11 protein-coding genes, 1 other RNA gene and 1 pseudogene are annotated in these 15,278 nt (G+C 63.7%); 10 read left to right on the top strand and 3 right to left on the bottom strand.

The window, feature by feature from the left end; all coding sequences use genetic code 11:
* Positions 1-78: 78 nt before the first annotated feature.
* The 6 genes and pseudogenes from ssrA (at position 79) to ACFFWD_RS17580 (ending at position 3,809) form a co-directional block, all read left to right on the top strand.
* Positions 79-435, top strand: a transfer-messenger RNA (tmRNA) gene (ssrA, locus tag ACFFWD_RS17605).
* Between the two features lie 149 nt (positions 436-584).
* A complete protein-coding gene (locus tag ACFFWD_RS17600) occupies positions 585-1,100 on the top strand; it encodes an SspB family protein (protein WP_376967296.1) in 516 nt (171 codons plus the stop codon).
* A 187-nt stretch (positions 1,101-1,287) separates the two neighbouring features.
* Complete coding sequence (gene fumC / locus ACFFWD_RS17595) at positions 1,288-2,700, top strand: class II fumarate hydratase (protein ID WP_376967294.1); 1,413 nt, start codon at positions 1,288-1,290, stop codon at positions 2,698-2,700.
* 281 nt (positions 2,701-2,981) lie between these two features.
* Entirely contained in the window at positions 2,982-3,170 is a 189-nt protein-coding gene (locus tag ACFFWD_RS17590) for a DUF4169 family protein (RefSeq protein WP_376967410.1), read from the top strand.
* Positions 3,167-3,439, top strand: a complete 273-nt coding sequence (locus ACFFWD_RS17585; RefSeq protein WP_376967292.1) for a ribbon-helix-helix domain-containing protein — start codon at positions 3,167-3,169, stop codon at positions 3,437-3,439. The genes ACFFWD_RS17590 and ACFFWD_RS17585 overlap by 4 nt, the downstream gene beginning before the upstream one ends.
* A gap of 77 nt (positions 3,440-3,516) precedes the next feature.
* Positions 3,517-3,809 (top strand): annotated as a pseudogene (locus ACFFWD_RS17580) (VOC family protein).
* 139 nt (positions 3,810-3,948) lie between these two features.
* Here the strand turns inward: ACFFWD_RS17580 and ACFFWD_RS17575 are convergent.
* Together ACFFWD_RS17575 and ACFFWD_RS17570 are read right to left on the bottom strand one after the other, a co-directional pair.
* Positions 3,949-7,644 carry an AsmA family protein gene (locus tag ACFFWD_RS17575; protein ID WP_376967290.1) on the bottom strand — a complete coding sequence of 1,232 codons (3,696 nt, stop codon included), beginning with the start codon at positions 7,642-7,644 and terminating at the stop codon, positions 3,949-3,951.
* Between the two features lie 188 nt (positions 7,645-7,832).
* Positions 7,833-9,065: a cytochrome P450 gene (locus ACFFWD_RS17570; protein WP_376967288.1), complete on the bottom strand. Its 1,233-nt coding sequence runs from the start codon at positions 9,063-9,065 to the stop codon at positions 7,833-7,835.
* Positions 9,066-9,221: 156 nt separating this feature from the next.
* Between ACFFWD_RS17570 and ACFFWD_RS17565 the strand changes: the two genes are divergently transcribed.
* Positions 9,222-9,833, top strand: coding sequence for a TetR/AcrR family transcriptional regulator (locus ACFFWD_RS17565; protein WP_376967286.1), 612 nt, complete (start codon positions 9,222-9,224; stop codon positions 9,831-9,833).
* A gap of 6 nt (positions 9,834-9,839) precedes the next feature.
* Here ACFFWD_RS17565 and ACFFWD_RS17560 read toward each other — a convergent pair whose 3' ends face one another.
* Positions 9,840-11,132, bottom strand: coding sequence for an MFS transporter (locus ACFFWD_RS17560; RefSeq protein ID WP_376967284.1), 1,293 nt, complete (start codon positions 11,130-11,132; stop codon positions 9,840-9,842).
* 273 nt (positions 11,133-11,405) lie between these two features.
* Between ACFFWD_RS17560 and ACFFWD_RS17555 the strand changes: the two genes are divergently transcribed.
* The 3 genes from ACFFWD_RS17555 to ACFFWD_RS17545 are packed head-to-tail and all read left to right on the top strand — an operon-like array spanning position 11,406 to position 15,136.
* Positions 11,406-13,175 (top strand): adenylate/guanylate cyclase domain-containing protein, encoded by a 1,770-nt coding sequence (locus tag ACFFWD_RS17555; protein ID WP_376967282.1) that lies wholly within the window; start codon positions 11,406-11,408, stop codon positions 13,173-13,175.
* 42 nt (positions 13,176-13,217) lie between these two features.
* Positions 13,218-14,108, top strand: a complete 891-nt coding sequence (locus ACFFWD_RS17550) for a phosphatase PAP2 family protein (RefSeq protein WP_376967280.1) — start codon at positions 13,218-13,220, stop codon at positions 14,106-14,108.
* Positions 14,105-15,136: a G1 family glutamic endopeptidase gene (locus tag ACFFWD_RS17545; protein ID WP_376967278.1), complete on the top strand. Its 1,032-nt coding sequence runs from the start codon at positions 14,105-14,107 to the stop codon at positions 15,134-15,136. The genes ACFFWD_RS17550 and ACFFWD_RS17545 overlap by 4 nt, the downstream gene beginning before the upstream one ends.
* Positions 15,137-15,278 lie beyond the last annotated feature (142 nt).

Below are 15,278 nucleotides of genomic sequence, written 5' to 3'. Positions count from 1 at the left end.
CGCAAATCTAGAGTGGCGGCGGGGCGCCCACCAACCCAAATCGGCGTGTTTTTCACACCCTGAAAGGGCCCTGAATCGGCTCTGTTTTTCTCGGCGTTTGGCGCCTATATTGGGGGTGCCGGTTCGCCGGCTATGGAAATAAATGACCGTCGCAATAAACCATTCGGACCCGGGGGCGGTACCCGGCGCCTCCACCCAAACCCATCGCCTCAGGTGGTTTTCGGCGGGGGCGAAATAGGATCGACGAGGGCGTAAAGGGCGTGTTTTTTCTCGGTATGGTTCCGCCGATATCGGGCCATTGCAATAGTTGCCAACGACAACTTTGCTCCGGTTGCTCAGGCTGCGTAACGCAGTTTGAAAGACCATCTTAAAGTCCTAGCGGGTTAAGCTCCGCTAGGCGGGGTCCGGAGGCACCTGGCAACAGAAGCCTCCACTTCATTCCAGATCGGGCCGTGTGCTCGCATTTCCGCGGCCGCCCTGCTGATTTCCGGCTCCCGGCAGGGTAGCATGGCCAAAAAGGGGCGAGTCGGGCGGTCCGGCGGCGCCAAACCAGCAGGCCACTTTCGAAAGCGACAGGATACCCCATGGCGACCGATCACATCCGATATGACGTGCTGGCGCGCGACGCGCTGCGCGGGGTGCTGCGGCGGGTCCTGGCCGACGCCGCCGAACACGGCCTGCCGGGCGAGCACCATTTCTACATCACCTTCCTGTCGACCGCCGACGGCGTGAAGCTGTCGCCGCGGCTGCTTGCGCAATATCCGGAAGAGATGACGATCATCCTGCAGCACCAGTTCTGGGACCTGGTGGTGACGGAGGACAAGTTCGAGGTCGGCCTGTCGTTCGGCGGAATTCCCGAGCGGCTGACGGTGCCGTTTGCCGCCGTGACGCGCTTCCTCGACCCGTCGGCACCTTTCGACCTGCAATTCGATGCGTCGGATGCCGTATCGGAAGAGCCGCCGGCGAAGGTGCCGGCCGCAACGCCGGCGACGCCCCTGCCCGCGCCGCCCGCTCGGCCCGCGGCTGAGAGCCCGGATGAGCCCGAGAAGCCCAGCGAGGGCGCCGAAGTGGTTCGGCTCGATCGTTTCCGCAAGAAATAATCTAAGCGCCGATCAAGCCTCGCCCCTGTAGGATGCTCCTCCCAAGGTCGGAATGACCGCGCGTCATCCCGGACTATTCTCTGTCTGAGCACGATCTCCGGGTGGGTGCTTTGCGCCTGCCGTGGGGGAAGCACCGGTTCGTTCCGCGTTTCCGGATCATGCTCGCATGACGCAACGGAAAGCATCGATGGCTCGATCAGCAAGAACAAAGGCAACGACCCGCAGCGAGACCGACAGCTTCGGTCCGATCGACGTGCCCGCCGACCGCTACTGGGGCGCGCAGACCGAACGCTCGCGGCAGAACTTCAGGATCGGCCACGACCGGATGCCGATCGCGATCGTCCATGCGCTTGGCATCGTCAAGCTCGCCGCAGCGCTGACCAATCGCGAGCTCGGCCTGCTCGACGCACGTCGCGCCAGTGCGATCGTCCGCGCCGCGAAAGAAGTGATCGAGGGTAAGCTCGACGATCATTTTCCGCTGGTGGTCTGGCAGACCGGCTCCGGCACCCAGACGAACATGAACCTCAATGAGGTGATCGCCAACCGCGCCAACCAGATGCTCGGCGGCGAACTCGGCGCCAAGAAGCCCATCCATCCGAACGATCACGTCAACATGAGCCAGTCGTCGAACGATTCATTCCCGACCGCGATGCATATCGCGGCCGCGCAAGCGATCATCGCCGATCTGCTTCCGGCGCTTGGCGAGTTGCACGGCGAGTTGCGCAGGAAGGAGAAGGCCTTTGCAAAGATCGTCAAGATCGGGCGCACGCACACCCAGGATGCGACGCCGCTGACATTGGGCCAGGAATTCTCCGGCTACGCAGCGCAGGTCGAAAGCGGCACCGCGCGGCTGCGCAGTGCCGTGAAGGATCTGTTTCCGCTGGCGCAAGGCGGCACGGCGGTCGGCACCGGCCTCAACTCAAAACCGAAATTCGCCAGGACGTTTGCCAGGCACGTCGCCAAGATCACCCGGCTGCCGTTCACAAGCGCCGCGAACAAGTTCGAGGCATTGGCCTCGAACGACGCCTACGTGTTCGTGCACGGCGCGATCAATTCAATGGCGACCGGGCTGTTCAAGATCGCCAACGACATTCGCTTCCTCGGCTCGGGCCCGCGCTCCGGCCTTGGCGAATTGATCCTGCCCGAGAACGAGCCGGGCTCGTCGATCATGCCGGGCAAGGTCAACCCGACCCAATGCGAAGCGATGACCATGGTCTGCTGCCAGGTATTCGGCAACGAGACCGCGATCACGATCGCCGGCAGCCAGGGGCATTTCGAGCTCAACGTGTATAAGCCCGTTTTGGCATATTGTATGATGAATTCCATTCAGCTGCTGTCCGACGTTGTCAGCTCGTTCACCGAGCATTGCGTTGTCGGAATAAGCGCCGACGAAAAGCGCATCAGCGAGTTGATGCAACGTTCGCTGATGCTGGTGACCGCGCTTGCGCCGAAGATCGGCTACGACAACGCCGCGAAGGTCGCCAAGTCGGCGCATGCGCGCGGAACGACGCTGAAGGAAGAAGCATTGCGGCTTGGATTTGTGTCTGCAGATGAATTTGATCGCCTGGTGCAGCCGGACAAAATGACACACCCAGGCTGAGTGAGCGCGCCGAGGACCGGAAAAGTACGGGCTCGCGTGCGTGATATAATTATAGACCATAACGCCTAAAGAATGAGGGAAGTCATCTATCAGCTCTGCGTTGACGCATGGTACAGCGAACAGACGTTGCGTTTTCGCAGAGCGAAATCGATTTTTTGATGCTATCACGACGCATCAAACGAGGAATTATGGATGGATGTCGAGCCTGGCGCGCAGCGCGACCACTCTTGCTTTCGTCACATTGTGCCACCAAGTCGAGTGAATGGATGATGGGAACGAGCATGGGGGACGTGGTCAACTTGAAGCGTTTCAAGAAGCGCGGCGAGCGCGAACAGGCGGCGAAGCAGGCTGAAGCCAATCGTGCGCTGTTTGGCCGCACCAAGTCCGAGCGCGCGCGCGACGAAATGATCAGCGAGCGCACCAATCGCCTGCTCGATCAGCACCGTATCGATGGTGGAGACGCATCATGAAGTCCCCCGTCGTCAAACGTTCGATCGTCGTCGCCGGCCACAAGACCAGCGTCAGCCTCGAAGAGGCGTTCTGGAACGGCATGAAGGAGATTTCCGGATTGCGGAACATGACGCTCTCTGAACTGGTTGGTGAAATCGACAGCAATCGCCAGCAGGGCAACCTTTCTTCGGCGATCCGCCTCTTTGTGCTGGATTATTTCCGGTCTCGTGCGACGCCGGCCGTGCCGGAAGCAAGGCCGCAGCAGCTGGATACGCGGCAGCAGGCCTAGCAGCATCGTCCTGAAATCACCTCTAACGTCGCATGTTCCAAGGCATGCGACGTTTTTTGTTGCGCGAACGGTGGGCGATGAAAATCAAACGCATCGTCGCAGACATTGCAGCCGCTGACGTGACGGCCGCGAAAGCCTTTCTATCAGGATATGCTCGGACTCATTCCGTAAATGGATTTCGGTTGGGTTGCGACTTATGGCTCATCCGAAACAATGCGCGTTCAAATCAGTTTCGTTTCCGAAGGCGACTCGGGTGCCCGATCTGACGATCGAGGTCGATGATCTCGATGACGCGATTCGTCGCGTCACCGGCGCGGGCATCGCCATCGAATACGGACCGGCCGATGAGCCATGGGGCGTCCGTCGATAGCGGCATCGCATGCGAACGCTCTGCTCGCGCGCTGTCCTGATTTCACCTCCTGCACTGATGCACTGGTTTTGGTCGACGTGACGAGACCGCGTCATGCGCGCCCGCGGAGTCCGGTCCCGATTGTCGGAACCGACAGGCGCTAGTTCTGGACCGCCGGCCGCGGCGGCGGATTGGCGACTTGCGGCGTCAGCGACAGCGGCGGACGCGGCTTTGGCTTGGCCGCCCCGGGCGCAGGTTTGACCTCGATCGGCGGCGGCAGCGGCGCAACCTGCGGCTGGCTCGCGACCGGCGCCGGCGGCGCCGTGGCAACCGGCGGCACGACCGGCGGACGCGGCGCCACGACCTTCGGCTTCTGCGGCACGCGGCGCGGATCGCGGCCCGGGATCGGCACCTCACCCGGTGGCAAGGCGGCGGAAGCGGGATCCGGCGTTTCCGCTGCCGGCTCGGTCGGCTGCGGGAGCGCGGCCGGCAACGGCTCGGGCGGTGGCGGCGGCTCGCCGCGCTCGATCGCGTCCAGCCTGCGCGTTTCGCGATCGATCGCGCGCACCGCGAGCCAGGACGACAAGGCGGCGATATCGATGCTGCGCGTCAGCCCGTCGGGCGTGCCGACGGCGAGCAACTGGATTTCCGGCCGATTGTTGGCGGTGCCGACGAGTGTCGAGGCCAGCGCAGCGCGGATGTCGGCCTGATCGGCCGGAATGTCGTAACCACCGGAGACGATGGCGTTGGCGCCGTTGGCGGCAAGCGTCGTCGCGCCGACACGGATACGGCCGTCTCGGATGTTGAACGGAATTTGTGCTGACGCAATCGACAAGGTGCCGGCGGCGAGCATGGGCTCGACGATCTGCTTCAAGCGCGCATCGTCGGTTGCCTGTCCGAGGTCGCTGGCGCGGATCGCGGCGTCGAAAACGCGCGGGTCGAGCCCCGCGAGCTTGATCGATTCCAGCGTCACCGTGCCGCTCCCCGACAGCGCGCCGGTGAGCGCCGAAGCGCTGCGGCCCTGGCTCATCAGCGCCATCTGCATCGACGCGCGACCTTTCGGCATCGCGAGATTGCGATAGCGCAGCGCCGCACCGTCGACCCCCGCGAGTTGAACATTCGCGTTCACGGTGAGGCCGCCCGCGCCATGGCGCGCCTCAATGGTGGCGCTTGCCTCGCCGCCGCCGATCTTGCCCTTGATGCCGTCAAAAGTCAGCGATTGACCATCGGCCCTGACGATGCCACTGACCGGTTGCAGCTCGGCGCCGCCAGGCAGCACGCCGTGCAGCGCCTCGAACGCGACCTTGCCGCGCCAGCCTTTGGTCAGGCCCGCATTGAGCGGCTCGGCTCCATCGTGACCGGCGGCGCCGATCGCGGTCGCAAAGATCGGCGCGAGCGTGATCTGATCGAGACCGACCTCGCCCTCGATGCTCTTCTCATCGGCAAGCGTCAGCGCAAGGCGACCGCGCAGCCGCGAGCCGGCGACGATGCTGTCGAGATCGTCGAAGATCAGCCTGCGGCCGGCCAGCGCGACGCGCGACGAGAGACGGATGTTTGCGGCTTGATCAGGTGATTTCAGGTCAAGCAGCGGGCCGATGTCGGCACTACGGACGCGCAGATTGACGCCGGCCTTGGCCTCCTGCGCCCAGGGCTCGATCGACCCCTCGGCGTCGGCATCGAGTCCGGCTCCCCAGAGCTTCGCCTTCAGCCGCAGCGGCGCGCGCCATGCGCCGCTCACCGTGCCCTCGAACTGCGCGGGGCCCGCGCCGGCCGCTATCGCGCTGTCGAGGTCGAGCAGCGCCAGCAGCGTGCGGCCCTGATCGGCCGAAAGTTTGGTGTCCACCGCGACGTCGCTGCGGCCGAGCGCATCGAGATCGAGCGCGCGGATCGTCGCGAGCGGCGGCGTCGCCGAAATCACCGCGCGTCCCTTCACCTGCGGCGCATCGAGGTCGAGCGTCGCCTGCATGGCGGCACGATCGGTGGCCTGCCCCTTGCCCTTGTTGAGATCGAGCGCGAGCTTTGCGTGGACCGGACCGGAATCGCTCTGGAGCGCGCCGAGCCGCGACGCGAGCGACGGCGCGAACGGCTGGATGCTCGCTGCAAGCCGCCCGAGCGACGCGGCCGATGCATCGATCGCCAATTTGCCGGTTGTGCTGACGCGGTCGAAACTGCCGCCGCCTTCCAGGGTAACGTTGTCGGGCTGGCCGATCCTGATGCGGTCGAGCACGATCTCCTTTGGGCTGTAGCCGATCCTCGCGATCAGCGGCCGCAACTCCTGGCCCGCGGAGATCGCGCGGCCGATATCCAGCGAGAGCCGCGCCTCGTCGGGCCATTCGGCCTGCGGTCCCGCCAGCGAACGGATCAAGGCCGCGGTTGCATCGAGATCCAGTCGCTCCGCCTTCAGCTGCGCCTCGACCTTCGATCCGTCGGTCGCTTCACGGCGCGAGACCGCAACGCGGCCCTCGATCGCCCCACCATCGATCTCGGCCTTCATTGCGTCGATGGCAAATCCGGCCGCAGACGCCGTAACGTCGCCGCGCAGCCGCAGCGGCTTCTGGCTGCGATAGGCGATGTCGCCGCGGCCCTGCAGCCAGGTCATCAGCGCGTCGGGATCGGACGATTCGATCGTGAGCGCCGTCTTGAAGCTGTCGCGCGACGTGCCTTGCGCGCCGGCGCCGCTCATCGAAACGCGCGTCGCCCCCGGTGCGCGGAAGTCCAGCCGGCGTACGGTCCAGGATTTTGCATCTGACGCGAGTTCGGCGGAAATATCCTGCAGCGGACGACCACCGAGCATCACCTGCTCGGTCGCGAGCTCGATCTGCGCGGGCATCGGGCTTTGCGGCAGGCCCGACAGCACGGCGCGCAAGGCGGGCAGCACGCGCGCCGGCTCCGCGTTGCCATCCTTGCCGCCGTCGCTGGCCGCAAACCTGTCGGCATCGAGCTGGCGCGCCGATAGCGCGGCGCGCAGCAGCGGCGAGGCGCCAAGGCGGATATCGCCGCTGCCGGCGAGTTTCAGCGCGCGTTCCTCGGCGCCGTAGCTTACCTCGACCTGATCGAGGCGCGCGGCGGAATGGTCGGCCTTCACCCTGGCGGCGATCCGCCATGGCGGCTCGTCGCCCTGGCCGCGCTGACTGGGCGAGGCCAGCGTCACCGCTCCCTCGAACCGCGGCGCGCGGGCCTCGAAATTCAGGACCCCGTCGAGATCGGCCGAGAACGGGCGCTGGCCCGGATCGACATTGAGATGCACGCGCGTGCCGTTGCCGTCGGGCCCCCGCCCCGACGAGATGCGAAACGGATAGCGGGCCCCTTCGAACATGAAATTGCCGTCGCCGCGGATCGCGCCGGCAAGCGAGCGGACATCGCCGCCGAAGGCGATATCGCTCAGCTCGAGCGTGGAGCGGCTCGACGCATCATGCAGCGCGACGCGGCCGGTGAGATTGAGCCGGTCGATCGCGAGCGAGGCCAGATTGAACGTGCCGATCGAGGCCGGCCAATCGATCCGCCCCTTCGGATCGAGCCCGAGATCGAGCGATACGCCGTTGATGGTGAGCTCGGTGGCACGCCATTCACCGCGCATCAGCGAACCCAGGCTGAACTCGACGTCGAGCTTGTCGGCACGGACCTTGCCGAGGTCGTTGGCGCCGCCGACGGTGACGGTCCTGAGCCGCAGCGAGGGCGCCGGCAGCAGGCGCGCGTCCAGTTCGCCGCCGACACGGACCGGCGCGCCGATGATCTTGGTGGCCTCCGCCTCGAGCTGCGGCCTGAACTGGTTCCAGTCGACGAAATACGGACCCACCAGCGCGGCCACCAGCGCAAGGATGAAGGCGATTGCCAGGCCGAGCAGTGTCGTCTGCACGGTGTCTCCCTTTGAGCCCGCTCCGCGGCAGCCTGCCCACGCCGAAGCCGAGCCGGAGCAGTCCAATATATAGAGACAAGTATGGCGAAGTCACAGCAGCTTTGCTGCTGCCACCAAAGGCAGAGCGATGTTTTCACTCAACAGCGCGTGCGTGCGGCCGCCGTCGTGAGTACCCCGGAATCTACGGGTCACCAGCTCGCAGGCAGGCGCTTCAGCCCGCGCAGCACGAAGGTCGGCCGCCACTCCGGATTTTCCGCGTCATCGAGCCGCAGGTCCGGAATCCGGCGCAGCAGGGTCGAGATCGCGATCTCCGCCTCGATCCGCGCCAGCTGGGCGCCGAGGCAGAAATGGATGCCGCCGCCGAATGACAGCGGCTTCACGTTCGGCCGCTTGATGTCGAGCCGTTCAGGGTGGTCGGGATAGACAGCCGGATCGTGATTGGCCGAGCCGAGCAGGCACAGGACGCTCTCGCCCTTCGGGATGCGCTTGCCGCCGAGATCCTCGATATCCTCGAGCGCAACGCGGCCGGTGAGCTGCACGGAGGAATCGTAGCGCAGGAACTCCTCGATTGCGTTGGTGATCAGGCCGGGATTGGCCTTGAGCAGCGCGAGCTGATCCGGGTTGCGATGAAGCGCCAGGAGGCCGTTGCCGATCAGGTTGACGGTCGTCTCATGGCCGGCGCCGAACAGCAGGATGATGTTGGCGGTCAGCTCCTCGTTGGTGAGCTTCTGGCCGTCCTCCTCGGCCTGCACCAGTTGCGTGGTCAGGTCGTCGCCGGGCTGCTTGCGGCGCAGCTCGAACAGCTGGTGGAAGTACATCGCCGCCATCGCGTTGCCGGCATTGCCCTCCTTGATCTCCTCAGCTGTCAGCGGCACCGGATCGAGGATCCGCCCGCCGTCGCGGGAGCCCTTGTAGAACGCCTCGCGATGCTCCTCGGGGATTCCCAGCATGTCGCAGATGATCGTCACCGGCAGGCGGAAGGCGAAATCCTCGATCAGGTCCATCTTGCCCTGCGGGATGATGCGGTCGAGCGTCTCGTCGACGATCTGCTGGATGCGCGGACGCATGTCCTCGACCCGGCGCGCCGTGAAGGCCTTCACGACAAGGCCGCGCAGGCGGGTGTGATCGGGCGGATCCTGCTGCAGCATCCAGTGGCTCATGCTGCGGAAGATCGGCTCGTCCATGATCTTGGGGCCGTAGCGGCGAATGGTGCGGTCGACATAGTCCTTGCCGAAACGTTTGTCGCGCAGCACGAGGCTCACCTCGGCGTGACGGCTCGCCACGAAGGCGCCGTGCGCGTTGACGTGCATCGGGTCCATGCTGCGCAGCCGCTCGTAGTACGGATACGGGTTGCGGATGAACTCAGGCGCCAGTGGGTTGAAAAGCGGCTCGCTGTTCGCCTTCTGGACATGCTCGTTCATGGTGACCCTCGCTGGGTTGCCGCGCCGATGCCTGCATGCTGGCGCGCCTTGGTGTCATCCTCAGGGCCGGACTTGCGTTGGTCCGCTCCCTCTCGCTCGGCACTTGCAACTCGATACACTCTTGTATCGAGTTGCATTCTGCCCTAAATTGCGCCGATGTCAAGGGTACGAACCAGACCGACACGGGACGACACCTGCGAGAAGCTGTTCGAGGCGGCGGCGCAGGTGTTCGAGAACGAGGGAATTGGCGGCGCCAGCATCGAGGCGATCGCGGCCGCCGCGGGCTTTTCGCGCGGTGCTTTCTACTCGAACTTCAAGAGCAAGGACGAATTGATCATCGCGATGCTCGAGGACCATGTCGAGCAGTCGATCCGGCGCAATCTCGACCTGCTCGCGAAGCACAACAACCTCGACGACTATCTCGAGGCGCTCAGGACGATGGACCGTAGCCGGCAGGATCCGCTCGGCCGCTCTCCGCTCCTGCACATGGAGATGATCCTGTTCGTGGCGCGCGCCGAGAAGCGCCGTCCGGAACTCGCCAAGCGCCTGCGCGCGCGACGCAAGCTGGTCGCCGACATCGTCGAAACGACGCTGAAGAAGTCGGGCCGCAACGGCGCGCTCAACGCGGAATGGACCGGTGCGGTCGTGCTGGCGCTGGAAGACGGCTTCCGCCTGCACCGCCTGATCGATCCGGAGACCACGCCGCCTGACAGCTTCCTGCGCGCCATCACCGATCTGCAGCGTTCAATGGGACTTTCGCCCAGCTGATCGCGATCACGCGACGCCCTGGACCCTGTGCATCTGTCCGGCGACGGCACGCACCCTGCCGGGCGAGGCCTGCCAGATCGCGATCGCCGACAACAGGCTCACGGCAATGCCGACCGCGAACGCGGCCGTATAGCTGCCCGACAAATCGTACAACTGGCCGGTGGCCCAGGGTCCAGCGGCGCCGCCGGCCAGCGCGGCCAGCATGACGGTGCCGAAAATGCTGCCGTAATGCTTGCCCTGGAAAATCTCCAGCACGACCGGCCCCATCACCGAGGTCAGGCCGTAACCAAGCGCCCCCTGCGTGAAGACCATGAGATAGACGAGCGGCATCGTCGGCCAGTAGTTCAGGGCCACCAGCGCTGCAAAGCAGACCGCGAAGCCAATGCACGATATCGCCCACACCCACTCGCGGCCGATGCGATCCGACAGGTGCCCGAGCCAGATCTGGCCGGGAATGCCGAGCAGGCTGACGACACCGAGTGCCCAGACCCCGACATTGGAGCTGAAGCCGATATCGAGCAGGAATTTGGTCTGGTGCACCTGCACCGCGTACCAGATGTACAGGCCGCAGAAATAGCCGACCGCGATCCACCAGAACCGCGCGGTCCGCAGCGCGCGCCGCAGCGTCCAGTCGATGCCGGCCCATACGGGATCGACGACATTCGATGCCACTTTGGCCGACGCGGCAGTCGGCGCCGCGTCGCCGTCGGGCCGCAATCCGATGTCCTCCGGGCGCTTGCGCAGCAACAAATTGATCGGCGCCAGCACGACCAGCACCAGGATGCCCATCGCGGTGCAGGCGGTGCGCCAGCCGCTCTGCTCGATCATATGCTGCACCCACGGCAACAGCGTCACCGAGCCGATGCCGACACCGGCGAAGGCTAGACCGATCGCCAGTCCGCGGCGGCGGACGAACCAGTTCGGCACAAACAGCGACTGGCCGGAATAGCCGAGGCAGACGCTGCCGGCGCCGACCAGCACGCCGATCGTGAGATAGAGATGCCAGGGCTGCGTCGTCAGCGGCGCCAGCAACAGCCCTCCGCCCATCAGTGCGACGCCAAGCTCCATCACCGCGCGCGGCCCGCCGCGGTCCATCATCCGCCCGATCAGCGGGCTGACGGCACCGGATACCACAAAGCCGAACGAGAACGCGCCGGCCGTGACGCCGCGCTCCCAGCCGAACTCGCTGACGATCGGCGGAAAGAACAGCGAGAACGCCGTACGCGCATTGACGCCGATCGCCATGGTGACAAACGTCACCGCGACGATGATCCAGCCGTAGAAGAAGGGAAGTCGCATGGAGGGATGTTCGTGTTAGGTGCTCGAGGCACAAATTGCATATTCCAACCCGCACTCGCGCGCCACGTTGTCACGGGTATTGCGGTAGCGTGCCGACGAAGGTCTTCTGCAACGTTGCATGAGCAATAGTGCACTCGCAGAGCGCAACACAACCCTGCCGATCATGACTTCCTTTGCGAACTTGATGCAGATATTCTTTTCGAACAGGCAGCCAATTCTTCGTACTCGCATTCAGGGAAGCATCAATAAAAATTTCGCAGAAGTTTCAATAATATGACCCCATCGGTGCCGGAAGTTCGACGACGCCTTGCGGCAATTCTTGCCGCTGACGTGGTTGGGTATACACGTTTAATGGAGGCGCACGAGGAGAACACTCATACGCGGCTCATGCAGCTGCGCTCGGAAGTCCTCGACCCTGGTGTAGCGGCGCAAAAGGGAAGGATCGTCAAGAACACCGGCGACGGCTTCCTTGCAACCTTCGATACCGCGCGAGACGCGACGCGCTGTGCGCTTTCGCTGCAGGAAGCGGTCGCTTTGAATACGGCGGGGATGCCCGCTGACGAGCGCATCAGCTTTCGCATAGGGTTGAATGCTGCGGACATTATCGTTGAAGAAAATGACGTCTATGGCGAGGGTGTCAATATTGCAGCACGCCTTCAAAACTATGCGCAGGCGGGTGGCGTTGTTGTTTCGGGCGCCGTTGCGGAGCAGCTCGGCCAGGATTTCGACGTCAGCGTGATTGATCTTGGCGATCTGCATCTTCGCAATATGGGCCGCCCCGTCCGCGTATATGCGCTCCATCCGTCCATGCAGCCCGCGAAGCTGGTTGGCGAAGCTCTGGTGGGCTCGGAACCTCGCCCCTCGATTGCGGTTCTGCCTTTCCGAATGAACTTGGCCACCCCTGAGGAGGGGTACTTCGCTGATGGCGTTGTCGACGACATCATTCGCGGCCTTGCCGGGCTCAAGGAGCTCTTCGTCGTATCCCGCGGGTCCAGCCTTGGTTTTGGCGGCCGCAATATCGACGTGCGCGAGATCGGGCGTCAGCTCGGGGTTCGGTACGTACTCTATGGGGGGATTCAGAGAACGATGACGACGGTCCGCATCGTGACCGAGCTCAGTGATGCCGAGTCAGGCGAAGTCATTCGCTCGGATTTGCACGAAGGCGACCTTCGCGAACTCTTCGCCCTTCAGGATCGCATTGCCATCAGTGTTGTAAGACACATCGCACCGCAGGTTCGCGAGCGGGAGCTGATGCGAGCGATGCGCAAACATCCGCAGAATCTGACTGCTTACGATCTCGTATTGCAGGCACTCGATCTGTTGTACCGAATGGACTACGACTCGTTTTCGAAGGCCCGTGGCCTGCTCGAGCAGGCCATATCACACGACCCGAATTTTGCTCTGGCCTATTCCTACGTTGCTCTTTGGTACGTGTTCCGGATCGGAGAAATGGGATCGCCCGATCCGGACGGCGATGCCGCCGCTGGCGCCCTATATGCCAGGGAGGCTATCGAACGCGGCGGTGACGATGCGTTCGCGTTGGCGGTGTATGGCCATGTCCAGTCATTCTTGCTCCATGACTTTCAGAGCGCAAAGATTGCCCTGGAGCGCGCAATTGCCGCGGGGCCGAGTTCCGCCATGGCCTGGACCATGGCAAGCGCGACATCCGGCTTTCTTGGTGACGGCCCCACCGCAGTGCGCCAGGGTGAGCAGGGCGTGCGACTTTCGCCGCTCGACGCCCGCTCGTTCTGGCACGAAGGGCTGCTCGGCCAAGCTCATTACGTGAATGGCGACTATGAGCAGGCATTGGAATGGGTGCGCGGCGCGCTGAACCGCAACGGGCTCATTCGCTTCAATCAGCGCCTGCTCATCGTCACGCTCGGCGCCTTGGGCCGCCGTGAAGAAGCCGCGGAGGCGGCGCGCCATTACCTCGAGATTCAACCGGACTTCCGCGTATCGTCCTACGCGAGACGCTGCCCTTTTCGCGGCGCTGCGTTGGAAACCTGGCTCAGGCACCTGCGATCGGCGGGCCTTCCTGATTGAGTTGTATTGCTGGCGACAACTGCCGAAAGAGGGAGAGACGTCATGACAGGCAACACGGGCAACACGGGCAATACGGGAAACACCGGCAATACCGGGAACACCGGAAACACCGGCAGCGTCGGTGGTGATGGCTGGTTCATTTCAGACCGCGTCGACCTGCCATTCGTCACACGGCTTGATCCTGCCGGCGAAAACGAGCTTGGCAGCCTACGACGGACTCCACCAGCGCATTTCGGCAGCCGGCAATGGTCGGCGAACTGGTATGCATGGCGCGTCTTGCATGAGATGGTGGCCAAAGTCCCCGGCTGGGCGACGACCATCGATGGGGACGCGACCCTCACGACGATTCGGAATGACCTGGTCGCCAACTACAACCTCTACATAAACAACCTTGTGCTTGCCGCGCGGGATGAACGCCCGGATGCCATGGCTGGCATCCTCTCGCAGGACGTTGAGTTCTTCACGGATTTCTTGGCTGTGCTCACGGCCAGGCCGGGTTCGCATCCGCAAACCTGGCGCGTATTGCATATCGCAAGTCTCATTGGATCCTTTGCGGCATTGTATTTCAAGGACAAGTACGATTTGCCGAGACCATCGCAGATCTGTCCCGCATTGCTGCCGCCGATCCCCGTCCCCGGCCACTCATCGTGGCCAAGCGGGCATTCCACACAGGCGCATTTCATGAAGAACTGCGTGCTCAGGGTATTGGCCGCATCTACGATGCCTGCGGCTGACCAGGCCGTATTGAGATCCGACTTGTCGATTCTGGCGGATACGATCGCGCGAAACCGCGAGATTGCCGGTGTGCATTATCCGAAGGACTCCGAAGGCGGCGCCAGGATTGCGGATTTGCTTAACACCGTCATCCTGACACCAGGCACCGTGCCGATGTTTGACGGTGCGATCGCGGCTGCCGCAGGTGAATGGCAATGAGTACGGGCGACGGGCAGAGCCCGACATTTGACCCCGAGCGCCTGAAGAAGATCGTCACGGATTCGACGAGGAGCGTTCGCCCTCCCCCCGGGTTTGACCCGTTGAAAGCGCCGCAAGAAGAGCTGAAGACGCTCGGATTCCCAAAGCGGCCGGACCCCGCGCTTCAGCCCGCCGAGTATGCGTTCTGGCAGGAGATGTTTGCGCCGCCGGTGCAATTCGAGGCTTTCGATTTCGAAGTCCTTCCTCCTGTCCCGACACTCCGCCGCAGATTTTTCGTTCCGTTGCCGCGGCGACAAAGCAGCTCCAATTGGTCCGGCGTCTACATCACGCCGAGGGATGGCACGGTGTTTTCATCAATCTGGGGGAAATTCCAGGTCCCGACACCAAATCCGCCTGCCGGAGGCCGAGCCACGGAGAAGTATCACAGCTCCACGTGGATCGGTCTCGATGGGCAGCGTCGCTATTACCGATCAACCCTCCCGCAGATCGGCACAGCGCAGAATATCGATCCGGGCTCGGGGGCGCCGAAGAAGTCGTTCTCCGCCTGGTGGCAATGGTGGGTCCGGGATGTCCCGGCTCAAGCGTATCCCACGACGCTCGCTTCGCCAGAAATTCACGCCGGCGATTTGATCATGTGCTTCATGCAGGTGGCGGACGACCGCACCGGGGTTTCATTCGTGATCACGAATCTCACAACCAGCCGATCCGTGCAGTTTTTCCAGACCGCGCCACTGACTGACGCGGGGCATCCCTTCAAGGTGCCGGGAGCGACGGCAGAATGGGTGATGGAGAGGCCGGCGGACGCGCCAGATCCAACACCGCTGCAGCTTCCGGACTACGGTACGGTGGATTTCCACGACTGCGGAGCGATGGCGATCAACATGGATACCGGACAGATGGTGGAGCGCAATCTCTCCGCCGCGACGCCCATGGACATGTACGTGGTGAGACAGAAGCCGGAGAGAACCGTGAAGATCTCGATCGCGAAGCCGCTCGATTCGACGGAGTTCCTCACGTACTTTCGCTAGTACGCGTTTACGGTGGCCAAGCCGTCGCTGTCCCTCCCCGCAACGACGATCTGCGGTGAAGGCCTGCGACAAATCGACCCGACGAGGCTGGGCAAGAACTCGGTCTTTTGCGGAGTTGATGTACGATTCGGTTCATGACGAA

The sequence above is a fragment of the Bradyrhizobium erythrophlei genome, from assembly GCF_042430365.1.
Lineage (GTDB): Bacteria > Pseudomonadota > Alphaproteobacteria > Rhizobiales > Xanthobacteraceae > Bradyrhizobium > Bradyrhizobium erythrophlei.
The sequence above is the reverse complement of the archived record's forward strand: the minus strand, read 5'-3'. Positions and strand labels throughout refer to the sequence as shown.

Excerpts from the sequence above, each read along its gene's own strand:
- ACFFWD_RS17600 (WP_376967296.1), top strand. The coding sequence starts at position 585 with ATGGCGACCGATCACATCCGATATGACGTGCTGGCGCGCGACGCGCTG.
- fumC (WP_376967294.1), top strand. The coding sequence starts at position 1,288 with ATGGCTCGATCAGCAAGAACAAAGGCAACGACCCGCAGCGAGACCGAC.
- ACFFWD_RS17590 (WP_376967410.1), top strand. The coding sequence starts at position 2,982 with ATGGGGGACGTGGTCAACTTGAAGCGTTTCAAGAAGCGCGGCGAGCGC.
- ACFFWD_RS17585 (WP_376967292.1), top strand. The coding sequence starts at position 3,167 with ATGAAGTCCCCCGTCGTCAAACGTTCGATCGTCGTCGCCGGCCACAAG.
- ACFFWD_RS17570 (WP_376967288.1), bottom strand. The coding sequence starts at position 9,065 with ATGAACGAGCATGTCCAGAAGGCGAACAGCGAGCCGCTTTTCAACCCA.
- ACFFWD_RS17565 (WP_376967286.1), top strand. The coding sequence starts at position 9,222 with ATGTCAAGGGTACGAACCAGACCGACACGGGACGACACCTGCGAGAAG.
- ACFFWD_RS17560 (WP_376967284.1), bottom strand. The coding sequence starts at position 11,132 with ATGCGACTTCCCTTCTTCTACGGCTGGATCATCGTCGCGGTGACGTTT.
- ACFFWD_RS17555 (WP_376967282.1), top strand. The coding sequence starts at position 11,406 with ATGACCCCATCGGTGCCGGAAGTTCGACGACGCCTTGCGGCAATTCTT.
- ACFFWD_RS17550 (WP_376967280.1), top strand. The coding sequence starts at position 13,218 with ATGACAGGCAACACGGGCAACACGGGCAATACGGGAAACACCGGCAAT.
- ACFFWD_RS17545 (WP_376967278.1), top strand. The coding sequence starts at position 14,105 with ATGAGTACGGGCGACGGGCAGAGCCCGACATTTGACCCCGAGCGCCTG.